Raw genomic sequence first — 24,459 nt, forward strand, 5'->3', positions numbered from 1 at the left:
TTGAGGTAATATTTATCTTGGTTACAGAAATTTTTACCGTTTATTGAGCTGTTCAAAATTTTCGAACATAGGGTACCATTTAATACCTTTAGTCCGTTTTTACGGCCATGTGTATAAAAAAAGCATTTCTTGATTAAGGGATTGCATAACTGATTATATAAACGGAAGCAATATGAATTTAACGGAACTTACTTTTTAAATTATATAAATTCATGGATATCAATTTTTGAAAATCAAACAAAATGGTTTATAATAAAGTTAGAAATATGGAGACAAAGGTGGTGTGAAAATGGCTATTCGTAAGGAAGATTTATATAAGATGGTGGAATCTTTAAGCGATGAAGATAAAAAAGCAGCCTTTGACTTTATGGAATTTTTGATTGAACGTTCTAAGAACAAAAAGCCTGAATCATGGCAAAAGATTGATGAACTAGAAAGTGACAATGACCCATTAACAGAAGAGGAACGTGAGCAGTTAGAAAGTAAGGATGGATATATTACAGGAGAGGATGCGAAGCGTGAATTCGGACTACAAGTTGATTTACCATAAGTCCGCAGTTAAATTCATAGCCAAACTAGATAAAAACTCTCAAGAAAGAATTATAACTGGATTAAAAGGACTTTTATCCATTCCTCCTGAAGTTTTTATTCTTTACGATATCGTTATAATTTTTTTGCTTATTGCGATTGCTGACTCTATTCACATGAGACTACCTTTTTAAAAAAGAACAACAAACAATACAAAGTCATTGCTGCACAGTACAACCACACTATTCAATTGAAAAGGTTATTCAAAGCGCGTACTTTCAACAAGAATATATACGGTTTTTCACTATTACGAAAAGGGTATAAAGAGCTGATAACACTATATTTTTCAAAAATAAATAGGAGTGTCGTTTAGATAATCTAAGGCTCCACGAGACACTCCTATAAAAATAACGTGTCGCTAATTAGTCACAATGAGTTATAATACATAACGTAATGTATATAAATTATAGTTATATAATGCAATGTTTAAATTGAGTTGTAAAGAAGGAGTAATTTAAACTCCTGCACCATCTAAAACTTCTGCTAGGTTGCCAGCTGCTTTGATACGAATTCTTGTTGCGTTTCCTGGCAAATATGCTAGTGGGACGTCTTCAATGTCAACAATATTAAGCTGATCCGGATCTGCTCCTGCTTTCACAGCCTCTTCGAACGCCATATCCTTTGCTAGCTGCAATGTTTTTTCCCGGCCCATTTCATCTAACGAGAAAACCTTTTCGATTTGACCGCTGACCTGTGCTATTGCGGCACCAATAGCATTGGCAACCCCGAAGTTTTCTGGCCTTAATACAGTTGAAGCTCCTTCCAATTGATCAGGTAGTAAAATACTGCCACCGCCGACTAATATGACTGGCATTGGTTCAGCGCTTGTTTTGATTTTATCTATTGCTACTTCAACTTGCTCTACCATTTGAGCGTAAATTTTCTTCAGTAGTTCTTTATCTAGATCCTTAACTAACGTTGGATCTCCAATCTCCGCCTTCCCTAAAGCAACTATTACGTCGGTAGTTGTAAGGGTATCTCCGCCAAAAACCATCCCCTTTTCTGGTAACTGATAGCCCACACTATCAGGTCCTATCTTAATTTCTCCATTATCCTGTATCCTAACAATAGTCCCTCCGCCTAGACCAATAGAAACTAAGTCTGGCATTCTAAAATTAGTTCTAGCACCACCAATTTCAACTGATAACGACGACTCCCTAGGAAAAGAGTTCACTAAGATTCCAATATCCGTTGTCGTACCGCCAACATCAATAACCAAAGCATCAGAATAGCCGGTTAAATAAGAAGCTCCACGCAAACTATTTGTTGGACCACAAGCTACTGTAAAAATCGGATACTTTACTGCATAGTCAATAGACATTAATGTTCCATCATTCTGTCCGAAAAACACTTTCGCATGAATCCCCTCTTCGTTTAAAGCATTTACAAAACCATCAGCAGTTGCCTTCGCTACATTGACAACAGCTGCATTTAAAATGGTTGCATTCTCACGTTCAAGTAGACCGACACTTCCGATTTCACTAGATAAGGATACTGCTATCTCTTCACCAAGCACCTCTTTTATAATTTCAGCAGCTCTTTCCTCATGCTTTGGAGAAACCGGAGAAAATACAGACGTTATCGCAACAGAATCTACCAATCCTTTGACTTCATGAGCAATTTTATAAATTTCATCCTCATCAAGACTAGTAATTTCCCGACCATCAAACTCATTACCGCCTCGAACCAGATAAACAAACTTTCCAAGATGATCTTTTAAATCGTCTGGAACACCGATTAACGGCTTGACGGCAAGTGTGGCAGGAGCTCCAATTCGAATAACTGCTACAGAGTTGAGTCTCTTTCTTTCAACTATTGCATTTGTACAATGGGTTGTCCCTAACATTGCATAACGAATATCTTCTAATGGAATATTCACATGGGAGATAACCTTTCTCATAGCTTGATAGATACCTGTGCTTACATCCTCTGTTGTAGGTGATTTCGTTTCAGTAACCACCTGATAATTTGCATCTAAAATAACAGCATCTGTATGGGTACCTCCAACATCAATACCAATTCGATAGTTAGCCAATTGTCTTCACTCCCTCAAGTACTAATTCTTCTACCGGGCGATAATCTACGTCATAACCAAAATACCCTGGCCCACACGTTTTTATCCCTTTTTCCGTTCTCCACTTAGGATCACAAGGCATCCCAATAACAACACACCTAGCCCCATACCGTAATCCTTCCGTTGTTACTGGCAAACCTGTTTCAGCATCAAGCACTGCGATTAAGTCCGGAGTTACACAAAGAACACGTTCTTTTGTTTTAGCTATTAAATGTTCATTTTGAAATTTTAATTCCAATTCTTGTCCTAAGTTTGAATCCAAGCCTTCCAAAGTGGCTGTTCCCCTCGCAAAACCAGTTTCCGTTTTACGGTTCACATCTATTACTTTACCCTTAAAAAGTTCATGTCCATTTGTTAGTTGAAGGATTTCCTTAATTGGGGCTTTTCCTTCTTGCTTAGCTAAACGAATCGCTTTTCCTATTTGCTCTTCAAGGGCTAATATATGGTGAATCCCACTTTCTTTTAAATTTCTCCCGTTCATCGGGTAAATGGCCATCATAACAGAGCCACCCATTTCAATCGTTGATGTTCTTGCTATACGCTCTGCCCACACGTTATTAATTGTTTTTAATAAGGAAGTATTTCCCTTCTCATCCGCAATAACTAAAGGAGTTGCAGACACGCCATCTAAGTAAAAAGTGACCATTTGAAGCTCTGGAAATGCTCGACCCATTCCATCCACATCTACAACAGGCAAACCGAGCCTGGCAGCAAGCGCAAACGGGAGAAGGGAATTTAACCCACCGGCTTCAATTGGCATCGTTGCATAAACTTCCTTTCCTAAGTATTCCTCTAAAGATTTAAACGCACCAATAGCTTCTTCACCACTAGGAGCCTTTTCAATCATGACTGTCGGCGCCCCCATCATTCCAGATGGAACAACTAAAGCGTCATCTGGAACTTCATCTACATCTAATAGTTTTATAGGTCCGAATTCCTCAATAGCTTGAAGTGCCATTAGTTTGCCAATATAGGGATCTCCTCCCCCACCAGTGCCTAAAAGCGCTGCACCAACTGCTATATCTTCTATTTCCTGTTTACCAATATATCGCATCAAAAAACTCCTCACTAAAAAGTATTTTTTAATATTAGGCTAATTCTGTTGCAACCCTCGCTACAAGGGACCGCGGTAAAAGAGCAGGTAAATTAGTTGTTTTTTTAACCCTATGCTTATGTTCCTCGGTATAGCCCATACAATCCAGTACGAATAAAGTTGCACCCTTCTCTTTCAAATAGTTAGATGGTGATTCAATATCTACCTTTTCATAAGGAGAAGCTGCAGAAACGACGATAGGGATATCGCCCCATTTTTTCGTTAATTGTCCGATTTGCTCTTCTAAAGGCACAATGATACCTAACTTCCCATTGCCAATGACAGATTGAACAACATGATATAAAATTAAATCTGGAAAGAGGATGGGCTTTGAATGAATAATTGTAGGAAAACTTCCTGTACAAACGACGATAGAACTCGACACACTTTTTTCTACATCTAAGATTTTGTTTTGAACATATGGAAGGAGTTTTTCCTTCGATAGCTTCACACTACTACCATTTCTTAACCTAGAAACATAGGTAAACTCTCCGAATCGAGGAGCTAACCTTGCAATTTCCGCTTCTGATAAATCATCCAGTGCACCTGCTTCAATGAAGGAAGTATCTTCACCAAGTAATGGCTTCATTTCAGGAGTCATGTCTACTCTGGGAGATTGCCCTATGGTTACTAAACCAACCTTTCTCATTAGGCTAATACATCCCTTCCAAACGATTGAAGCACAGTCATAGCACCATATAATTCAACAAGGCGATTAAACTCAGCTTCATCGTAAAAAGAAATACTACCTTCCGTATATTCCTTAGCAACTTCTATCGTAAAGCGCACTGCTTCTGCAATATCAACTTCATGACTCGCACCAGTTGCACAGCCAGGAACAATGGATTGCGCTACAATAGCTAAACCAACAACAGGCTTCTCGGTAGCAACAGCCGGCTGTAAAATAGAGTTAATATGATATAATCCATTTCCATATGGCGTTATATCTTGAGTTGTAATCGGAAAGGTACTTGGCAACTGACCCGTAGACATTTCCATAATACGCAATAAATCATCACTTACCTTTAGAATATAACCTTCTTTAACAGTAGGAGATATGGAAATTCCTTTTTGATTTATGATACGATTTCCCTTTGTTGTATCTATTGATATGATCGCATCCATTTCAGCAAAGATCTCATATTGGTTCATCACAGACAGATCAACAGGTGAGCCCATAAAATCTACAGGATGATGAGGTTCAGTAGGAGCATCTGGACAAATATGGGTTGTAACATAGACGTCACCTTCTAACCGATCTCCTTTGCTTGCCATGTTCGCTAACTTTAGTGCTATAGCAATTCCGGAGACAGCACCATCAGCATCTGATACGAGCCCAGTTCTACTAGGACGAGCTCCAATCCCACCTAACCTCCCTACTATACCTAATGTTTGAGCATTTCCCCCAGCTGACTTCCCGTTTTCCCCTTTAATCAAGGTTTTGACGAAGTCGGTAGAACCTCTTTCGCCAAGCACTGTTTTAGTAGTTGTCTCTATATATTGGTTATATTTAAATAATTCCATTATGATTTTACCGTTTATATTAGGATCATCTAATAATTCCATTGCTTGCATGGCATAGCTTAGTGACATTTCAGTTCTCCCTTCCTTTAAAGCACATCCTTTTTGTGTAAAAAAAAGCTTTTCCGTTATGGAAAAACCAGTGGGAGTGACAAGCACTACTTTGCACTCCCCATCCAATATTCAATTTCACTTTTATTTAGAGTGAATAGGCTATTTTTCTATCGCGCAAGAATGGGATATCTTTTCTATATTTTTTGATAGAATTTAGATCAACTTCAACCAATTGCATATCTTCTGCATCAATTGGAGCATCTAATAAAACTTCTCCCCTAGGATTCACTACTTTATTATTTCCGAACAAATGAATTGATCCTTCTTCACCAACTCGATTTACTCCGATAGTAAAACAAGTATTTTCAAGCGCGCGTGCCTTAAAGTAGATATCCCACATATCTTTATCCTGTATCGGAAAGGCAGATGGACACAAGATAAGTTCCGCACCAGCTAACGCTAGATTTCTAGACACTTCAGGAAACCCTCCGTCATAACAAATCATAATTCCTACTCGACCAATATCTAGGTCGAATACCGGATAATCATCTCCATGCCTAAAGTGATTTCTCTCACCAGCCCAAAGATGTGTCTTATCATAACAGCCAATAACCTCTCCGTTACGATCAATTACTATTGCACTATTATAAATAACCCCAGGTAACGCTTTATACGTAGATAGAGGTACTATCAAATTTATTGAATTTTCCTTCGCCTTATTTTTGAATGTAGAAAGCAATCTGCTATTTTCATTTATATTTATGGCATAATCAAAATATTGTTGAGAAACCATATCTGGATTGTATCCACTAAGGAACAATTCCGGAAAAATGACTAAATCAGCATGTTTCTCTTTGGCTTTGTCTATATATGAAATTGCTTTCTCTATATTTTTGTCTAAATCATATAAAATACTTTGAAATTGGACTAATGATAGTTTGGCTGATCTCAACATATACACCTTCTTATTTTCTTTCTAGGAAGCAATCGTATCACTAGAAACATTCGAGTCTGATTTCTGAGCAATTTTCAAAACAATAAACTGACTTAAACCAGCTACCAGAATACCATCTAATGATGAAATAGTTGTTAAAGAAAATACTCCATTAGTTGTTAATAACGCAACTACAGAACCTAATATCCAACAACTAATCGATGTTAATCGTATTCTCGGTATGTTAGCCAACTTTTGAATACTATAGTCTGATTTGTTGAACAAATAATAATCAACGATAATTACCCCTCCCATAGGTGGTATTAAAATACCTAATACACTTAAGAACGGGATAAAATTATCATAGATTCCAAATAAAGAAAGGATAATCCCTAACACACCAGAAATGACTGTCAGCTGCCATTTCTTTAGCTTTTTAAAAACAACAGCAAAACCAAGTGCAGAACTGTATAGGTTATTATCATTAGAAGTCCATTGAGCAAACATTAATACTAGTAAAGCAAATGTTCCCCATCCTAAACCAATCATGATATCTACTAAATCCCATGTACCTGTGACTTGTGCCATGACAGTACCGACTAATACAATAAGAGGAGTGACAATAAAGAATGCCATCAATGCTGCAATAATCGTATCCTTTTCTGACTTTGCGTAACGCGAAACGTCAGGGGCAACTACAGCTCCAACTACAAACGAACTAATTACGATAGATATTCCTTGTCCAAGAGTTAGTGGATCTCCACTACCTTGTAAGCTAAAAATATCACTGACATTATTATTTTGAAGAATTCTCCACACAGAAGCTATCATCAAAATTAGCAGTAACGGGACTGCCCCCTTACTTAACACATCCAATGCTTTATATCCAAATGTCGCTGTTGCAATCATACATATTCCACCTAGAACAATGAACAGCATGGCATTACCACTAATTCCAGTTGTCTGTTCCCACGCCACGGATGCGGTATTACCAAATAGTCCTAATTGAACACCAAACCAGCCATAGCTTCCAAATGCTTGAATTAAAGCAATCCCAATAATCGCTAACTCTCCGAAAGCAAACCGACTAATCATCGCTGTTGATAAGTTAGTTTTTGCTCCTATAATTCCAACTAAAGCTGTGATGATAGCTAATACAAATCCACCAGCAAATCCCGCTATCAATGTCTGCTTAAATGTAAGACCTACACCTAGCGTTCCTCCAGTAAGTAGTAAACCTAAACTAATTCCTACACCACTCCAAATTAATGCCATCGATAAGTAATTTTTTGTTTTTTCTTGTGGAACAGGTGATACACCATAATCCTCTAAGGCGCGATCAATCTTTTTGGTTTCCATTAGATTTCCCCCATCTTAAAATTTTTTAATTCTTTAAGCCTTAGGCACGTATTTTCATCGGTGGATTCATATACGTTAACTTACTTTGTTTCACATTCATTGCAATTAAACTCTCCAGCATTTTTGCCGCTGCAACTAATGGGCTAATAACAGGAAGATCATATCCCAGATGTTTCAATTCAGCTTGAAGGTCTTGGGCTACTTCTAGCATTCCTGTACAGCCAAGTATTAACGCATGTGCTTTGTCTTCCTCAATAGCAAGTTTCATCTCTCTAAATAAGCTTTCTTTCAGTTTCGCCTTATCACTAACCTCTAGTACTGGAAGATTTGCAGATCGAATAGAAGCTAATTTTTCGCTAAGTCCTAACTCCTTGGCATTGTTTTCTAACATCGCTACCACATTTGGCAGGACACTAATAATAGAAAAAGAATGAGCTAACAAGGCAGCATTTAACATGGATGCTTCTCCAGGACCTACAACAGGAATGTTTAACAGCTCTCTGGCAGCTTTCACTCCAGGATCTGCAAAACAATTAGAAATAATTCCATCGTAGCCTTCCAATTCCGCCTCACGTGCCTTTTCTAAAAAATTAGGAACACATAAAGCTTCATCGTATTCACATTCAATTGACTCTGGACCATAATCTAAATGACAGACATCAATGCTTGTACTTGGGTGAACAAATTGCTTTATTTCTGTAACAGCATCTTGGTCAAAGATATCGGAGATAATGGGAACAATTACTTTAAGCTTCATATTTTTTCCTCCTTAAAAAGGACATTTTAATTTAAACATTCGTTACTTCTAACGTAGACTTCAGTAACTCTCCTGCTGCCTTGGCTTTAATTCGAATAACATTGGAAGGAAGATAAGCAATCGGAACTTCCTCAAAATCAATGATTTCTACAGTGTCAGAATTAGCTCCTGCTTCAATTGTATGTTGCTTCACTTGCTCTTTCGCCTCAGCAACTACATCTTCTCTAGTCCTACCTTCAAAGGAATAAATCTTGTCAATTTCTCCACTAACCTGTGCAATTGCAGCTCCAATTGCGTTCGCACAATCAGAATAGTTCGGTCGAATTACTTTACTAGCACCTTCAATATCACCAGGAATCAGAATTGAGCCTCCCCCAACTAAGACAACTGGTAATGGATCATTTTTAGTTTTAATTTTATCAACTGAAACCGATACTTTTTCTGTAATGACAGATATTGCTTTTTTAACTGTTTTTTGATTTAGGGATTGAAGTCTATTAGGATCACAAGTAGGAGAATCAATAGTGACTAATCCCGATGCAAGTAAACAGTCGGTTGCAGTCAAAGTATCACCTCCAAAAGCTATACTTTCAGTCATAATGTTATAACCAACACTATCAGGGCCAACAGTCACCTCACCATCTTCCTTGACTCGAACTATACTTCCACCCCCAATACCGATAGATATAATATCCGGCATACGGAAGTTCGTTCTCACGCTTTCAATGTCTACTGCTAAAGACGATTGTCTTGGAAACCCTTTAACAAGAATTCCTATATCCGTTGAAGTACCGCCAATATCACAGACAATACAATCTTCTAATCCACTTAAATAAGCTGCTCCTCTTATACTGTTCGTTGGACCTGATCCAATCGTTAAAATAGGATACTTTTGAGCATAATTTAATGACATTAACGTTCCGTCATTTTGTGCAAAAAATATCTTTGCTTGGATGCCGTATCTCTCTAATGATCTCTCTAACCCATACGAAACTTTTTTTATCACCTTTACTAAACTAGCATTTAACGCAGCAGAGCTTTCTCTTTCTAATAACCCTAAGTTTCCGATTTCACAGGATAGGGAGACTGGAAAATCCTCTCCTAATATTTCTTTAGCCATATCTGCTAATTCTTTCTCATAATCTTCTAAAACAGGAGAAAAAATAGAAGTAATTGCTATAGATTCTATCCCTGTTTCTTTGATCTCATTTAATACAGACACACATTCCTCTTTTATTAACCCTTTTTGATGAAGTGGCCTTCCATCAAATTCACATCCTCCGTGTAACAGGTAATATTGGTTTCCTACTGCTTCTTTCAGCGATTCATCCCAACTAAACATCGGTTCAATTGACTGACCAGCTGGTAAGCAAATACGTAAGACAGCAATCTTAGCTAGGTTTTTCCGCTCAATTATTGCGTTTGTTGCATGAGTAGTCCCGAGCATGACACTTTTAATATGGTGAAAATTAATATCTGTTTTTGACAGTACTCCTTCTAATGCATTGAAAATACCAGTTTCCACATCAAGGGTAGTTGGTGTTTTTTTAGACTCGATTACATTATTATCTTCATCTAAAATAACAGCGTCTGTATTGGTGCCACCAACATCAATTCCAATTTTATAAATCATACTTTTTCCCTCCTGGTGTCATAAATTTCTTCTATCTTTTGGTATTCCATATCATAGCCAAAGTCTCTTGGTCCCCAAACTTGTAAAGCTTTTTCACTACGCATAATGTCTGGAGTAGGTATTCCAATACACGTTACTCTAAATCCATACCTAAGACCTTCCGTTGTAATCGGACTTCCTGTTTCCAAATCTAGGAATGAAATCAAATCCGGAACAATGGCTATCGTATGATCATCAACCTTTGCCACAAGGTTTTCGTTCTGGAACTCAACAACTAACTCTTCCCCTTCAAAATTATCAAATCCTTCTACAATCGCTTTACCTCTTACAAATCCATCTGTGGATCTTCGTTCAACATCAACTACTTTTCCTTGAAATAAAACGACGGATTTACCATAGATAGAATTTTCAGTAATATGTTCTATCGCCTTAATTACATCCTGTTTACCTTCTCCGGCTTGTCTAATTGCCCGTCCTAACTTAATGCAAAGACTTATTGTATTAGGAATCGCTGTTCTTCTAACATCAGTACCTGACATACCATACAACGCAATATGACATGCACCCCCCATTCGAATAGCAATACCTCTAGAAATATGCTCTAGCATTTTATTATCTAATGTAGTCAATAAGCATTTATCGCCTCGCTCATTGTACAATCCCATCGGGGTTCCATTTACACCGTAGATATTAAATGTTTCCATATTTAATTCTGGGAATGCTCGTCCCATACCATCTCCGTCTACAACTGGAATCCCTAGTTCAGATGCAACAACAAATGGAATCGTTGAATTAAGTCCACCACATTCAATTGGCATCGTTGCATACGCCTTTTTTCCTAACTGTTCTTCAACAAGCTGGAGGGATTTTAACGACTCATCACCATTAGGGATTTTTTCAACCATAATAGTTGGTGCTCCCATCATTGCAGTTGGTATAACCAACTCATCATCTGGAACTTCGGTTGGATCTATCATTTTTATAGGTCCATTTTTTCGAATTGCTTTTTGTACCATTAATTTACCTAAGTAAGGATCACCGCCTCCTCCGGTTCCTAATAGTGCAGCTCCAATAGCTAAATCTTCTATCTCTTGTTCACCAATCCACATCGTCATTAAACAAACCTCCTAGCAACATCTGTAAGTTGATTTCGAATAATTAATGTAATCTTATCATTTTGTCTGATAATTCTAAATATTCTAAAATACAAAAAAATAACCCTGTGATTGTTCAACTGAACAAACTACAAGGTCATCTTTCTTATTAATATAGCAAGTTCATAGGACATACGGTAAGGACTTATAAATGGGTCATTCGTTAAAAGGTCCCTAATACGGTTCTTTCGATAATTCAATGTATTTCGATGAACATTTAATTTTTCTGGAAGTTCATTTGAATCCTTTGAGAACAATAAATAACCAAGTGTTTCTAATAAATCTGAATTATTTTTATTGTCATATTGAACAAGCGGTTGTAAAAGTTCCTCCATTTTTCTTAATAATCGTTTGTCCTGAGTCATAAAAGTAGCAGAGAAAATAGGTACTTCATTGGAAAAAAGAATGCTTGGTAACATATTTAATTTCTTTTGAACATTTAACGTATCATTAACCTCTTCAAAAAAATGTCTCCCATCTCTTATCAGTTGTTTAGTGGATGGGCTTAAGCAAACGTGAATATTCTCAACCCCCTCTTCCGTTAAAAACCTACAAAGAGCTTCGAATAAACCTCGATAATAGTCTTGAAAATTGGATTGATTTTGAAGAAAAAGAATGATCTTTTCTCCATAAGTAAATGAAATCGTATAATTCCCTTTGCTTATAAAAAATCGTTTTATTAAGCCAAGGATATCCTCTAAATAATAGTGCTCCCCTGAATAGGAGAGTAGACCAATACCTGCCTTTTCAAATATATCCCACTCCAATTTTTTGGAACGATCTAAAAAAACATCCCGATTTACTTCTTCACTCGTTAACCATTCATCAAGTAGATTTTTCTTAATCTTGTTTTCAGCATCTTTAATAAATAACTTTTGAGAAAAGTACAAGGCCAAACCTGTTGATAGATTATCAAAAACTAACGGGGTAATCTTGATGTGTTCATCCTTCCACTTAGGAATAACAATATAACCATAAAATTTTCTTTTTATTTTAATAGGATACAAATGAATATTTTGCTTTTTTTCTACCCAAGAGAAGCAAGTATTATTCTTCTGGTGAATCTCGTTCATATTTTTTCCTATAAAACTTTCTAATTGCTCCAATCTAAAAGGTTGCATTGATGTATAACTAGACGTTAATACATGAAACTGTTGATCCATAATCAAAATTGGCTCATTTATCAATTTTGATATATTTAATGTGATTTTTTGAAGATCTGCTCCTTGTACAATCCATTCATGCACTTGATTTTGTACGTGAACAGCGTGATGAATATCTTGAAATTGTTCTCTTTCGATTTCTTTTAAAATAGGAGAAATGATATCAATATATGCTACATCAGTTGGTACTTCGATGATAGGTATATTAAGTTCATTTGCTTTACTTTTCGTGTCTTCAGATAGTTGATTATAGTATAAACCCGGATAACAAATGCCTAATGCTGCAGACCCTTTTTGTTTAAGATTTTCGAGCAATTCAATTTGAACCTTCACATCGTCCCTAATTGTGTAAAATGCAGTCAAAAATAGTTCATTTCCTCTAAACCATTGATGTGCATCCGGAACCTCGATTACACTGACATGATTTATCAAATTGTCTAAGCCACCATGTCCAGCCAATAACTCTCCTTTTTTTAACGCTCCTATATTTAATGCCTCTTTCACCGTTATTCCCATTGTTTCACCTCGATAGAGTGACTTGCATTGCAGAGAACTGTTTTAATCAATTTTTATATAAATTAAAATATTGTTTTCTATCATATCTTATCATAATAGCATTCTAGTATATTTCTTAATGTGAGATTATTTAACAGATGAAAGTATGTTATTCGAAAGTCTTCTATATAAAAAAGTCGTTATACATTAAGAATATTTTGCAAAAAAAAGCAGGGTTAATATCTAACAACCAACCATATGTGTTACGTTGTGTTAAATACATCCCTACATAAAAACTTTATAATTAGTATTTTTCTTTGATATATCGTCAAATTATTAATCATGAGTACAAACTATATCTCAATCAAAATTAAACAGTACTTTCTGTGCTTGTACCGCTGCCCCAAAAGAATTACCACTTTCACCCAATTGTGTGTAAACAATTTTTGCCTGAGACTTAAATGGTTCAGATAAGTACATTTTGTATTTTTTTTCTATTAACTGTTGAATCAACTCAAAGTCTTCTAGAATAAATCCACTTAAAACTAACACTTTGGGATTATAAAGATAGAAAATGTTTGAAATAGTTGTTGCAATATAAGTTGTTACACGTTCAATAATATTAATAGCCCAAGTTTCACCATCATAATAGTAGTCAATTATTTCCTTTATATTAGAAACTTCCTTTACTTTATTTGCTTGCCTTAGAATAGCACCTTCAGTTACAACAGTCGCTAAGCACCCGAATTTTCCACACTTACACAGGTCACCATTTATTTCTACTATCGTGTGACTGATTTCACCAGCTATATTATTCTCACCTCGATAAAATTCACCATTAGTTATTATCGAAGTTCCAATACCGGATGCAATACCCAATAATACAAGACTAGAAGAGTTTGTTGCAGAACCCCTCAAAAATTCAGCCATTGCTTTCATTTTAAGGTCATTATCTACTAAGATTGGAATACCTAAATAATCTTGCATTATTTTTGCCACTGGGACGTCTTCCCATCCCAATTGAATTGATAAAGATACTAAGCCACTTTCATAATCTACAAAACCGGGTAAAGAAATCCCTACTCCGACTACTTTTAGTTTCGATATATTTTTATATCTTAATGCGTTATCAATTAAATCACTTATATTTTGTAATGTTTTCATAAAGTATTCATCTTTATCTTTAGGTATTGTTTTACTATACATTATCTCATCAAAATAATTAATTATTACTATTTTGATGGACTTTTCAGTTAAATCTACACCAATTGTATAAATAGCATCATCGCAAATATTTAATAAATTTGCTTTTCTACCAACTCCAGACGAAATCAAATCTGTTTCTTTAACAAAACCCTCATAATCAAGCTCTTGAACTATTCGGCTAATCGAAGTAGGACTCATATTCGTTATTTTAGAAACATCTGCTCTTGATATTGGCCCTTTATTTTTAATAATGTCTAAGACCCATTTTTTATTTTGTTTTTTTATAAAAAAATTGTCATGTTTTTCCATTTTTCTACCTCTATATAGACTGATTTACTTACAAGTAGTAAAAAACCCTCTATCTGTTTGGACAAAATTTAATTCGAATTATACTCAGGGTGTAATTCAATAACTATCTGAATTTATCCATAAATTTAATCGCTTCTGAAATATCCTTTACTGGATCTGTTTTTACTTCTCTTTCAATTGTTAGATATCCTTCATAACCAATATCCTTTAGTGCCTCAAGATATCGGTCAAAATCTAAGGAGCCTTCTCCTAGAGGAAGTTCTCTAAAATACTCACCAGATGCTACCATTTCAGCAATTTCATTATGATCTGTACCATTTCCGTACCCTAACATACCATACACATCCCGCGGATCGACAGGTTTTAGTTTTATCCCATCTTTAATATGTGTATGTACAATATAATCCTTTAAAGTCCTAACACCTAGCACCGGATCATCCCCTGTAACCATGATCATATTTGCAGGATCAAAATTCACAGATACTCCATTTGTACTTAACGTATCTAGAAAGCTTTTTAATCTTCCTGCAGGCTCAGGACCTGTTTCTATAGCGAAATATGCCCCTAAACTTTTTGCATATACACCCAATTCCTCACATGCTCGCTGCATTTCTTCGTAAATAAAAGAATTCTTATCCTCTGGAACAATACCAATATGAGTAGTTACTATGTTAGTACCTAGTTCAACTGCTAAATCAAGAATTCGTTTTGATTTTTCGATTTTTAAAGGATTTTTAACCTTATCTTGGAAACCATTTCCTCCCAGATCCCCACATAGCGCAGATATGTCCAAATCTAAAGACTCTATATTTTTTTTCATTTCTTTTCGAGCTGAAGGAGTTAAATTTGTAGGGTCCATTTCCCCTTCTACTGCATAAATTTGAATGCCATCAGCCCCGATATCCTTAGCAAGACTTAATCCTTCTTTAATTGGTAATCCAAAACTGTCAACAATAACTCCAATCTTATTTGATATTTTTGATTTTGTCATCAAGGGAGAATAACACCTCACATTCCTTTTCAGCAGATTCGTATATACCACATAATATTTTCATAAGCTCTACACCATCTTCAATAGGCGCTGCTGATTTTTTATCAAAAAGACAACTTTCTACAAAGGAATTAATTTCTCCCTGAAAGGCATTGTCAAAGTCAAATGATAAATAATCAATCTGTGGTTGGAGATTGATAATTGTATCATATTCCTCAGTAACAATTGCTAGATTTGGTTCTAATTCTGCTCCACCCTTCGTACCAAACAACTTTACTCCCATCTCATCTTCTTTAGCATGCAACGTAAAAGATACATCTACCATTAAGGACGCACCATTCTCAAATGTAATAAGGGCATTTGCTAAGTCTTCAACCGTATTCTTATCCTTATCATAATCAGCAGCTTTATAAAAGCTAAGGTTATTTATGTTGGAACGATTCCCTAGTTGTTTATAAGTATTACCTAAAATGGATTTCACTTTAGGCCTTCCCATTAAGTACCAACAAATGTCAATTATATGAACCCCTAAGTCAATAAGAGGACCGCCTCCAGACCTTTCTTTATCTGCAAACCACCCTCCCGGATTACCTAAACGTCTTAGACAGGAAGCTTTGGCATAATAAATTTGACCTAACTTTCCCTCATCAATAAATGTTTTAAGTACTTGTGTATTTGTGCCAAATCTTCTTACAAACCCAACTTGAACAACTTTATTAGTCCTATTAGCTACTTCTTCAACCCTAACAGCCTCTTCAACTGTTAAAGATAAGGGTTTTTCAACTAAAACATGTTTATCAGCTTCGAGAGCTTTAATTGTTAATTCCGCATGCGTATTATTCCACGTACATATACTTACGGCATCAATATTTTCATCCCCAAAAACTTCATCCAAGTCTTTATATATTTTTTTAATTGAATATTTATTAGCTTTTTCCATAGCTCGATCTGCTTCAAAATCATATACTCCATAAAGAGTTGTATGTTGATTATTTTGATAAGATTTAAAGTGCATGTCAGAAATAGAACCAGTTCCTATTACACATACATTAAAATTAGACAATCTTCATCACCTTCCCAAAAGTAATTTTAAACAATCGCCTCTTCCCATAACCTCTTCAAATTACTCATTCCTAACCTAGATCCGAGTTGACAATCCTCCATTCCTTCAAATTCAACCGTTAGGTAGCCGTCATAACCCGAACTTTTTATTAACTTAATCACTTCACGAATATTAATATCACCATGACCTATAATAGCTCCACGTAAATAATTTCGGTTTACAGTAATAAACCATTTTCCATCTCCAGGGTTTTCATAATATGGTCTAATATAGAAATCTTTAAAATGAACTCTATTTGCATACTTTAAATTCTTTTTCACTCCTACAAGCGGATCCTCGTCAGCACATAAAAAATTCCCTATATCTAAAGTTGTTTTAAAATTTTCTCGATTAACCGCATCAAGAATCATTTGAACACGATCACTTGGTTGAACATTAAATCCATGATTTTCAATTGTTGTGGTAATACCAAATTGTTTCGCATAATCTGCGATTAATTGACTACCATTTACCATTTTTGAAAAGTACTTTTCATAATACTGAATGGTCATATCTTCTGGTTCAAGGTTAAACGCTGTTACATCATGGCGAATACTCTTTATTCCAAGACGGTTTGCTATATCGACATGCTGCTTAATACGGTCAACTTCTTCTTCAAAATCGTCCTCAGACTCCTTACAAAAATCAGCAGGAAAGGAATATCCCGACAATTCTATACTTAGAGTTTCAGCCTTTTCTTTTATTTGGTCTGCTAACTCTAGGTTATCTACAACAGAATATCCATAAGGAACTAATTCCAGGTGCTCTCCACCATTATCAGCAACCCACTGAATAACATCTAAAATGGTTAATTTTCCTGCTTGAATATCAGCTAATAAACTATATGAACTTAATCCTATTTTCATAATGCACTCTCCCAACAAATTAGTTTTTATTTATATTTGAATATAATTTGAGTCAGTTGTTTCTTGTTGAAGGTGACAACTTACCATTCGTTCCATTTTTTTGTTATAAACTAAGCTAGGCTCTACTGTCTTACAAATATCCATAGCCTCTGGGCACCTCGTGTGAAACTTACAGCCTGTTGGAGGGTTAACTGGACTCGGTAAGTCACCTTTTAGGATTATTCTGTCCCTTTTTAACTTAGGATCTGGTATAGGTACTGAAGATAATAATGCCTTGGTATATGGATGTTGTGGTTCTGAAAAAATCATTTCCCTTGAACCAGATTCTACAATTTCCCCTAAATACATAACACCGATAGAATCACTGATATGTTCAACAACGCTTAAATCATGAGAAATAAATAAGTAAGTCAATTTTAATTCCTTTTGCAATTCTTTTAGTAAATTTAGGATTTGGGATTGAACAGAAACATCCAGTGCTGATACAGGTTCGTCAGCAACAATCAACTTAGGTTTCATAATAAGCGCGCGAGCAATACCTATGCGTTGTCTTTGTCCACCACTAAATTCATGCGCATAAAGTCCGGCTTGGTAATCACTTAATCCTACAATTTCCATCATTTCTGAAATAAGACTATTCTGTTCCTTTTTTGTTAACTTCGTATGAATCTCTAAAGGTTCTGCAATGATATCTCGCACTTTCATACGCGGATTTAACGAAGCATACGGATCTTGAAATACCATTTGAACTTCTTTGCGTACATTAGCTAACTCTGATTCTTTTTTTCTGGAAATTTCTTCTCCGTTAATCCAAACTTCTCCTTCAGTAGGAGTGATGAGTCTCGAAATTAATCTACCAGTAGTAGATTTTCCGCAGCCACTCTCACCAACAATACTAAATGTCTTCCCTTCAGATACCGAAAAGGAAATACCATTAACTGCATTTAAAAACTTTTGTTTCCTAAACATTCCATTTGAAATTTGAAATGATTTTCTTAAGCCCTTCACCTCCAATATCGGATTAGACACTAACATCCCTCATTTCATCATCGTATAACCAACAACTACAATGTCGGTTACCCTTAAATGCTTTTGTTGCTGGTTCTTTTTGAAAACAAATCGGCATAGCTTCCTCACATCTCGGTGCAAACTTACAACCCTCAGGCATATTTTCAGGGGTAGGAACACGACCTTTAATGGAAGAAAGTTTTTCCTTTAAGTTCCCTATTTTAGGTACAGAAGCAATTAAACCTTTCGTATATGGATGTTTAGGACTTTCAAATAAATCCAGTACTGATGCTTCTTCTATTACCTTTCCTGCGTACATTACTACTACTCGATCACACATCTCAGCTACTACACCCAAATCATGAGTAATTAATAACATTGACATATTTTGATCCTGTTGCAACTGCCTCATTAGGTCTAATATTTGTGCTTGAATGGTTACATCTAAAGCAGTTGTCGGTTCATCTGCAATTAAAAGCTGTGGATTACATGACATTGCCATCGCAATCATAACCCGCTGTCTCATTCCGCCAGATAGTTGATGAGGATATTCATTAATAACTTCATCTGCACGAGGAATACCCACATTTTCTAACATATTTATTGCATGGGTCCTTGCTTTTTTCTTTCCGTAACCTAGATGTAAGCATATAGGCTCTGTTAATTGTTCTCCTATTTTCATTACAGGATTAAGAGAAGTCATTGGTTCCTGGAATATCATCGCAATCTGTTTTCCCCTGAGCATTCTCATTTCTTCCTCTGGAATATTAGTTAGGTCAATTTCTTCTTCTTTGTTTTTTTGAAATAATATTTCGCCATCTGATATTCGTGCTGTGGTTCCCTTAAAAAGTCTCATAATAGATAGTGATGTTAAGCTTTTACCACAACCTGATTCACCTACCAGACCTAGCACTTCACCCTTTTTAATATGAAAATTTACTCCATGAAGAACTTTCACTTTCTTTTTATCATTCGTAAATTCTGTCTGAAGTCGTTCAACTTGTAATATAGTATTTTTCATAAGAATATTCCCCCTTTATCAACACTAGACTTTAGGGTCTAACACATCTCTTAAACCATCTCCAACTACATTAAATGCCAGAACGGTTAAGAATATAGCAATACCAGGCATAATCACTACATGAGAAGAGGTTCCTAAATAATCCCTACCCATACTTAGCATTACTCCCCAATCAGGAGTATCCGGACTTGCACCCAGCCCTAAAAAACTTAAACTCGCAACAGCTAAAATAGCTGTACCTATTCTCATTGTGAAAAATACTATTAAACTACTTATAGTATCAGGAAAAATATGCTTTCTAATTATTCTTCCGTTACTAGCTCCCATAGATCTGGCAGCCTCAACAAATACTAATTCTTTTACTTCTAAGGTTGCACCTCGTATTAAACGTGCAAATGATGGAATGCTAAATATGGATATAGCAATAACAACATTAGATAATCCAGGACCTAATATTGCTACAATGGCTATTGCTAAAATTAAATCAGGAAATGCAAACATAATGTCACAACACCTCATGACAAATCGATCTAACCTTCCTCCAAAAAAACCACTAATTAAGCCTAAAAGAGTTCCAAATAATGCACCTATTCCAACAGAAATAAAACTAACGGTTAACGAAATTCTAGTTCCTACAATTATTCGACTGAAAATATCTCTACCGAATTCATCTGTTCCAGCCCAATGTATGAGAGAAGGAGTTTGTAATGTAGCATTGTAATCTGCTTTATAGGGATCATAAGGTGTTATATAAGGACCTAACAATGCAGTTAGTATTAATAAAATAATAAAAAAACTAGCCCATAATGCTGTTTTTTGCCTTTTCCATTTTTCCCACAACTCTTTCATAGGTGAATAACTATTCTTTCTATTAACAGTTATTTCATTCTGTTCAGTTTCCTTAACTACTTCCATGTTCAACCCCCTCTTACGCTGTAGAAGTGCGTATTTTAGGATTCAAATAACTATACAAAATATCTACTAGCAAATTAACAAGTATAAATTCTACCGAAAATAGTAATAATTCTGCTTGAATCACTGGATAATCTCTAAATGCAATAGAATCAATAAGTAGTCGCCCCATACCCGGAAAACTAAATACTGTCTCAACTACTACGGATCCCCCTAGTAAAAAACCAAATTGTAATCCTGTTATAGTTACAACAGGTATCATCGAGTTTCTTAGCGCATGTTTCGAAATTAAGATAAATTCCTTTAGACCTTTTGCACGTCCCGTTCGGATAAAATCAGCACCTAAGGTTTCTAGTAGGGATGATCTTGTAAACCTTGCAATCATTGCCATTATTCCAGCACCTAATGAAACAGCAGGTAACACATAACTTTTCCAGTCTTCCGCTCCTCCAGTTGGTAACCAACCAAGTTGTACAGAGAATATTTGTATTAATATTAAGCCTAACCAGAAATTAGGTACAGATATCCCAGAAACTGCGGTCACCATTCCCAGATAATCAGGCATTTTATTTTTAAAAACTGCAGAAATCGTACCAATTAAAATACCAAATATTAGAGCCCAAATAATACTAGCAAAGGTTAGATAAATAGAATTCATAAATCGATTTGCAAACATTTCAGTTACAGGTAATCCTGTCTTTAACGACACACCTAAATCACCTTGAATAATTCCTTGCATATAGGAAAGGTACTGTTGCCAAATAGGATCATTTAATCCTAAATTTTCTCTAATTCTATTCACTTCTTCTAATGTTGCATCTTGCCCAGCAACCAGTCTAGCAGGGTCACCAGGAATAAGATGTATAAAATAAAAAATTAAAATAGAAACTATAAATAGAATTGGTATCATTTCTAAGATTCTTCTAAAAATGTATTGAAGCACTTTTTGAACTCCTTTCTTACAAGGAAGGTTTAGGGTGCAATATGCACCCTGTGCCACTATTCTTTATTTACCCTACATAACATTATTTAAATTGAGCCTTTGTAACATTTATACGCCCATTAGCGGTCACGTACACACCTTCAACATTTTCACGTTTCCCATAAATGTTCTGATCAGATGCAAGGAAAATCCATGGAGCCTCTTCGTATACTTTTGATTGCACATTAGAATATAACTCTTCTTGAATAGCTTCATCTGTTGTTTCATAAGCTTGAACTAACCAATCATCTACTTCATCATTAGCATAATAGGCTGAATTACCGCCTGATGGTGGAAAGCTCATACCTCCTAAGATTGGTCTAATTGCATTATCCGTATCAGATTGGAATGAAGACCAGCTTACATACCACATCTGAACCTCAGCTTCTTCTGGAGAATGCCCGCCGTAAATTCTTTCCGATAGTGTTCCTTCTTCCATGGACATTACTTCTAAGTCTACTCCTACTTCAGATAATTGCTGTTGTATAAATTGCATACCTGTGACTGTATTCGAATTCGTATTGCCCCATATTTCAGCTGAAAATCCATCTTCATAACCAGCTTCGTTTAGTAACTCTTTTGCCTTTTCAGGATCATAAGAATATAGGTCCTGTTGTTGATAATTTCTAATAGTATTTGGAATGTTCGAATCCAAAGGAGAAGCAAGCCCACCCATAACCACATTAATAAAAGCATCTATATCAATAGCGTAGTTTAACGCCTGCCGAACTCGAACATCGTCAAAAGGTTCTTTCATTGTATTTAATGAAATGTAATTTGCAATCGTTGACTGACTATTTTCAACAACAATACTTTCATCATTTTCCAATTCTTCTATGTTTTGAGTTGGTACTGGAAAAATAAAGTCAGCTTCTCCTGTCTTTAACATCGCCACTCTAGAACCATTTTCTGGTACAGGCATATACGTAATCTTTTTTACTGTTGCAGAATCCTCATTCCAATAATCCTCAAAAAGTTCGATTGTTAAGTGATCACCCTGTACCCATTCCGTAAACTTATAAGGTCCAGTTCCAACCGGATTTTTTGTGACATCACCATCTTCTATAACTTGTGGGCTTATCATACTTGCTGAAACAAATTTAGTTAACATACTACTATTTGGACTTTCTAATATTACTTTAATATTAAATTCATCTATTACTTCTATCTCAACGATTCCGCTAAACCCTCTACTGTATAATCGAAGTGAATTATCTGGATTACGTATTCTATCAAAATTTATTTTTACTGCTTCTGCATTAAATGGAGCACCATCGTGGAACGTAACATCTTCACGGAGTTTAAATGTAAATTCCGTAGCATCGTCATTAACTTCAAAACTTTCAGCTAATAACGGTACAACCTTTCCATCCTCTTCGGTTAATAAGCCTTCTAACATTGCTGATTGAACTGCGTTTGAGTTTCTATCTCCTGTATTATGCGGATCCATAGTAATAAAATTTTCATTTACAGCAATTACCATTTCTTCTTTTACTTCCTCTTCCTCATTAGAACCTTCCTCTTCAGTAGTTTCTTCTGTTGTATCTCCTTGATCGTCAGTTTGACCATCTGCTACTTCCGTGTCACTTGAACAACCTACAATAATCAATGCAAAAAACAAAACCATTAAAAATCTAAAAACATTTCCAATTCTCAAGAAAATTCCCCCTTAATCTTTTTATAAAATTTATTTATATCTTAAGTTAAAAGATATTAAATACTAGTATTAACACAATTAATAACACCATGTTATTAATTGGTGAAAAAAACGCCGTGAATCTGTTTTTTCATGATGCATAAACCATTAATTTCTTCAGTGGTGAAATTAATTATGTTTTTATAATAAACACTCTAATATATACAAGCAATCACCTTGTCAGAAAACTTTTCATACTTTTCGAAAAATTGCTAATTTTATAGAAGGGACACTTGTTCTTTTTATTTAAGGATAAGAAAATAATTAATTACAACAATCATACCTAAATCCAGAGAAAACTTAATTATTATTTGTTTAGGCGTCTTATCGATTATATAAATTCTCGTTAAATGCTTCTAAAACAATCCGATTTCCTCCAAGAACTAACAAATTTTAGTAACATAAGTCAGTTGATTAAAATTCCTTATAAAGCCTTTAAGAAGCATTAATGATTCAAAAAACTTCATCTAAAGTTCTTGGAAGAACGGTCCAATTTATAGCAAATTCCCCTTAATCTTGTCGCCTTCTCCAAAGCCTCTCAGCAACCAGCACTACCAACATCCCAATAACAACCCCCATTGCATCAACAACAAAGACATCAATCAAATGTCCCGTTCGCCCTGGGACAAAGGTCTGATGCCATTCATCAACAATAGCTAGACATATAGCAAGAGAACCACCTAGAAAATATCTAGAAACTGGGCGTAAGGATGTGAATTTAATCGCGAGTAAGAGAAGAATCGTTAGGAAAAAGTAACCGATAATATGCCCTAACTTCCTCAACACGAACTCGATAAACGCATAAGGATTACTTGAAGAAACAAATTGATTGTCATATCGAAACGAGATCCTAGGAAGCTGCTTCCCATCTAAGTCGACCATTTTCTCTAAAGTCGGCTTAATGTCCTGCTTCTCATAAGGCATATCAGAAATGATAAAGATAATGAAAAAAAATAAAACAGTAGCCCCTAACCAAATATAAAAATATTTTCTTCTTGGCCTAAACATCTCTATATTAAAACCAACACCCTTCTCTCTCATACGGATTAGCCCCTTTTATTTAATAGAAAAAAATACGGACGGCGCCTATTGCACCCCCCGCGTTTTTATTTGATTTATATTCTCTTTTGCTTCGGTTATGCGCAGGTTATTCGGATTTATTCTCACTCTCGGCTCGCTTATGCGCAACTTTCCCGGATTTACTCTCAACTTCTCTCGTTTTATGTGCAGCGATCCAGCTTTTTCTCTCACTCTCGCCCCGGTTATGCGCAACTTTCCGGCTTTTTCTCTCACTCTCGCCCGGTTTATGCGCAGATTCACTGGATTTATTCTCATCCCCACTCGGTTTATGTGCAGCGATCCTGGATTTTCTCTCACTCTCGCCCGGTTTATGCGCAGATTCACTGGATTTATTCTCATCCCCACTCGGTTTATGCGCACCGATCCAGTCAAGTCCATATTTTTGTGTAAAAGTGTTACAAGGTTTTCAACGATAAAAAGCAATATAAGATATTTAAACTAACTTATTTTGAGTTTACATT

General features: G+C 35.6%; 21 protein-coding genes. 1 reads left to right on the top strand and 20 read right to left on the bottom strand.

All coding sequences use genetic code 11. The features are described 5' to 3' along the window. Positions 1-289 precede the first annotated feature (289 nt). The gene (locus JOC48_RS19505) at positions 290-550 is read left to right on the top strand and encodes a hypothetical protein (RefSeq protein WP_204502087.1); all 261 of its coding nucleotides are present in this window, start codon (positions 290-292) and stop codon (positions 548-550) included. Between the two features lie 492 nt (positions 551-1,042). On the opposite strand, the gene JOC48_RS19510 is transcribed toward JOC48_RS19505, so the two are convergent. The 20 genes from JOC48_RS19510 to JOC48_RS19605 form a co-directional block, all read right to left on the bottom strand. Next, positions 1,043-2,623, bottom strand: coding sequence for a hydantoinase/oxoprolinase family protein (locus JOC48_RS19510; protein ID WP_204502088.1), 1,581 nt, complete (start codon positions 2,621-2,623; stop codon positions 1,043-1,045). Continuing rightward, a complete protein-coding gene (locus tag JOC48_RS19515; protein WP_204502089.1) occupies positions 2,616-3,716 on the bottom strand; it encodes a DUF917 domain-containing protein in 1,101 nt (366 codons plus the stop codon). Before JOC48_RS19515 ends, JOC48_RS19510 begins: the two co-directional genes overlap by 8 nt. Before the next feature lie 34 nt (positions 3,717-3,750). Beyond that, positions 3,751-4,404: an AroM family protein gene (locus JOC48_RS19520; protein WP_204502090.1), complete on the bottom strand. Its 654-nt coding sequence runs from the start codon at positions 4,402-4,404 to the stop codon at positions 3,751-3,753. After that, positions 4,404-5,348 (bottom strand): DUF1177 domain-containing protein, encoded by a 945-nt coding sequence (locus tag JOC48_RS19525; protein ID WP_204502091.1) that lies wholly within the window; start codon positions 5,346-5,348, stop codon positions 4,404-4,406. The genes JOC48_RS19520 and JOC48_RS19525 overlap by 1 nt, the downstream gene beginning before the upstream one ends. A gap of 127 nt (positions 5,349-5,475) precedes the next feature. Beyond that, entirely contained in the window at positions 5,476-6,282 is an 807-nt protein-coding gene (locus JOC48_RS19530) for a nitrilase-related carbon-nitrogen hydrolase (RefSeq protein WP_204502092.1), read from the bottom strand. A gap of 24 nt (positions 6,283-6,306) precedes the next feature. After that, positions 6,307-7,623 (bottom strand): cytosine permease, encoded by a 1,317-nt coding sequence (locus JOC48_RS19535; RefSeq protein WP_204502093.1) that lies wholly within the window; start codon positions 7,621-7,623, stop codon positions 6,307-6,309. 40 nt (positions 7,624-7,663) lie between these two features. After that, positions 7,664-8,380 carry an aspartate/glutamate racemase family protein gene (locus tag JOC48_RS19540; RefSeq protein ID WP_204502094.1) on the bottom strand — a complete coding sequence of 239 codons (717 nt, stop codon included), beginning with the start codon at positions 8,378-8,380 and terminating at the stop codon, positions 7,664-7,666. Between the two features lie 31 nt (positions 8,381-8,411). Next, positions 8,412-10,013, bottom strand: coding sequence for a hydantoinase/oxoprolinase family protein (locus JOC48_RS19545; protein ID WP_204502095.1), 1,602 nt, complete (start codon positions 10,011-10,013; stop codon positions 8,412-8,414). Further along, a complete protein-coding gene (locus JOC48_RS19550; RefSeq protein ID WP_204502096.1) occupies positions 10,010-11,128 on the bottom strand; it encodes a DUF917 domain-containing protein in 1,119 nt (372 codons plus the stop codon). Before JOC48_RS19550 ends, JOC48_RS19545 begins: the two co-directional genes overlap by 4 nt. Positions 11,129-11,256: 128 nt before the next feature. Then, a complete protein-coding gene (locus JOC48_RS19555; protein WP_204502097.1) occupies positions 11,257-12,846 on the bottom strand; it encodes a PucR family transcriptional regulator in 1,590 nt (529 codons plus the stop codon). Positions 12,847-13,185: 339 nt separating this feature from the next. Beyond that, on the bottom strand, positions 13,186-14,340 hold the full coding sequence (locus JOC48_RS19560; protein WP_204502098.1) for an ROK family transcriptional regulator: 1,155 nt from the start codon (positions 14,338-14,340) through the stop codon (positions 13,186-13,188). A 103-nt stretch (positions 14,341-14,443) separates the two neighbouring features. Continuing rightward, complete coding sequence (locus JOC48_RS19565; RefSeq protein ID WP_204502099.1) at positions 14,444-15,331, bottom strand: sugar phosphate isomerase/epimerase family protein; 888 nt, start codon at positions 15,329-15,331, stop codon at positions 14,444-14,446. After that, a complete protein-coding gene (locus JOC48_RS19570; protein WP_204502100.1) occupies positions 15,306-16,394 on the bottom strand; it encodes a Gfo/Idh/MocA family protein in 1,089 nt (362 codons plus the stop codon). The genes JOC48_RS19565 and JOC48_RS19570 overlap by 26 nt, the downstream gene beginning before the upstream one ends. Before the next feature lie 26 nt (positions 16,395-16,420). After that, positions 16,421-17,299 (bottom strand): sugar phosphate isomerase/epimerase family protein, encoded by an 879-nt coding sequence (locus JOC48_RS19575; RefSeq protein WP_204502101.1) that lies wholly within the window; start codon positions 17,297-17,299, stop codon positions 16,421-16,423. A gap of 30 nt (positions 17,300-17,329) precedes the next feature. After that, on the bottom strand, positions 17,330-18,334 hold the full coding sequence (locus JOC48_RS19580; protein ID WP_204502102.1) for an ABC transporter ATP-binding protein: 1,005 nt from the start codon (positions 18,332-18,334) through the stop codon (positions 17,330-17,332). Further along, on the bottom strand, positions 18,321-19,328 hold the full coding sequence (locus JOC48_RS19585; protein WP_204502103.1) for an ABC transporter ATP-binding protein: 1,008 nt from the start codon (positions 19,326-19,328) through the stop codon (positions 18,321-18,323). The genes JOC48_RS19580 and JOC48_RS19585 overlap by 14 nt, the downstream gene beginning before the upstream one ends. A gap of 24 nt (positions 19,329-19,352) precedes the next feature. Further along, complete coding sequence (locus JOC48_RS19590) at positions 19,353-20,243, bottom strand: ABC transporter permease (protein ID WP_204502104.1); 891 nt, start codon at positions 20,241-20,243, stop codon at positions 19,353-19,355. Between the two features lie 13 nt (positions 20,244-20,256). Continuing rightward, positions 20,257-21,183, bottom strand: coding sequence for a nickel ABC transporter permease (gene nikB / locus JOC48_RS19595; protein ID WP_204502105.1), 927 nt, complete (start codon positions 21,181-21,183; stop codon positions 20,257-20,259). Positions 21,184-21,265: 82 nt separating this feature from the next. Then, positions 21,266-22,879 (bottom strand): glutathione ABC transporter substrate-binding protein, encoded by a 1,614-nt coding sequence (locus JOC48_RS19600; RefSeq protein WP_239584492.1) that lies wholly within the window; start codon positions 22,877-22,879, stop codon positions 21,266-21,268. Between the two features lie 549 nt (positions 22,880-23,428). Beyond that, a complete protein-coding gene (locus JOC48_RS19605) occupies positions 23,429-23,959 on the bottom strand; it encodes a VanZ family protein (protein WP_204502106.1) in 531 nt (176 codons plus the stop codon). Positions 23,960-24,459 lie beyond the last annotated feature (500 nt).

Origin of the sequence: Aquibacillus albus (assembly GCF_016908325.1) — a bacterium.
In the GTDB taxonomy this organism is placed as follows: Bacteria; Bacillota; Bacilli; order Bacillales; family Amphibacillaceae; genus Aquibacillus_A; species Aquibacillus_A albus.

Bases quoted from the DNA above. Each gene is read 5' to 3' on its own strand.
- JOC48_RS19565 (WP_204502099.1), bottom strand. From the start codon at position 15,331: ATGACAAAATCAAAAATATCAAATAAGATTGGAGTTATTGTTGACAGT.
- JOC48_RS19555 (WP_204502097.1), bottom strand. From the start codon at position 12,846: ATGGGAATAACGGTGAAAGAGGCATTAAATATAGGAGCGTTAAAAAAA.
- JOC48_RS19560 (WP_204502098.1), bottom strand. From the start codon at position 14,340: ATGGAAAAACATGACAATTTTTTTATAAAAAAACAAAATAAAAAATGG.
- JOC48_RS19535 (WP_204502093.1), bottom strand. From the start codon at position 7,623: ATGGAAACCAAAAAGATTGATCGCGCCTTAGAGGATTATGGTGTATCA.
- JOC48_RS19605 (WP_204502106.1), bottom strand. From the start codon at position 23,959: ATGAGAGAGAAGGGTGTTGGTTTTAATATAGAGATGTTTAGGCCAAGA.
- JOC48_RS19520 (WP_204502090.1), bottom strand. From the start codon at position 4,404: ATGAGAAAGGTTGGTTTAGTAACCATAGGGCAATCTCCCAGAGTAGAC.
- JOC48_RS19505 (WP_204502087.1), top strand. From the start codon at position 290: ATGGCTATTCGTAAGGAAGATTTATATAAGATGGTGGAATCTTTAAGC.
- JOC48_RS19580 (WP_204502102.1), bottom strand. From the start codon at position 18,334: ATGTTAGTGTCTAATCCGATATTGGAGGTGAAGGGCTTAAGAAAATCA.
- JOC48_RS19525 (WP_204502091.1), bottom strand. From the start codon at position 5,348: ATGTCACTAAGCTATGCCATGCAAGCAATGGAATTATTAGATGATCCT.
- JOC48_RS19515 (WP_204502089.1), bottom strand. From the start codon at position 3,716: ATGCGATATATTGGTAAACAGGAAATAGAAGATATAGCAGTTGGTGCA.
- JOC48_RS19575 (WP_204502101.1), bottom strand. From the start codon at position 17,299: ATGAAAATAGGATTAAGTTCATATAGTTTATTAGCTGATATTCAAGCA.
- JOC48_RS19590 (WP_204502104.1), bottom strand. From the start codon at position 20,243: ATGGAAGTAGTTAAGGAAACTGAACAGAATGAAATAACTGTTAATAGA.
- JOC48_RS19550 (WP_204502096.1), bottom strand. From the start codon at position 11,128: ATGACGATGTGGATTGGTGAACAAGAGATAGAAGATTTAGCTATTGGA.
- JOC48_RS19585 (WP_204502103.1), bottom strand. From the start codon at position 19,328: ATGAAAAATACTATATTACAAGTTGAACGACTTCAGACAGAATTTACG.
- JOC48_RS19545 (WP_204502095.1), bottom strand. From the start codon at position 10,013: ATGATTTATAAAATTGGAATTGATGTTGGTGGCACCAATACAGACGCT.
- JOC48_RS19540 (WP_204502094.1), bottom strand. From the start codon at position 8,380: ATGAAGCTTAAAGTAATTGTTCCCATTATCTCCGATATCTTTGACCAA.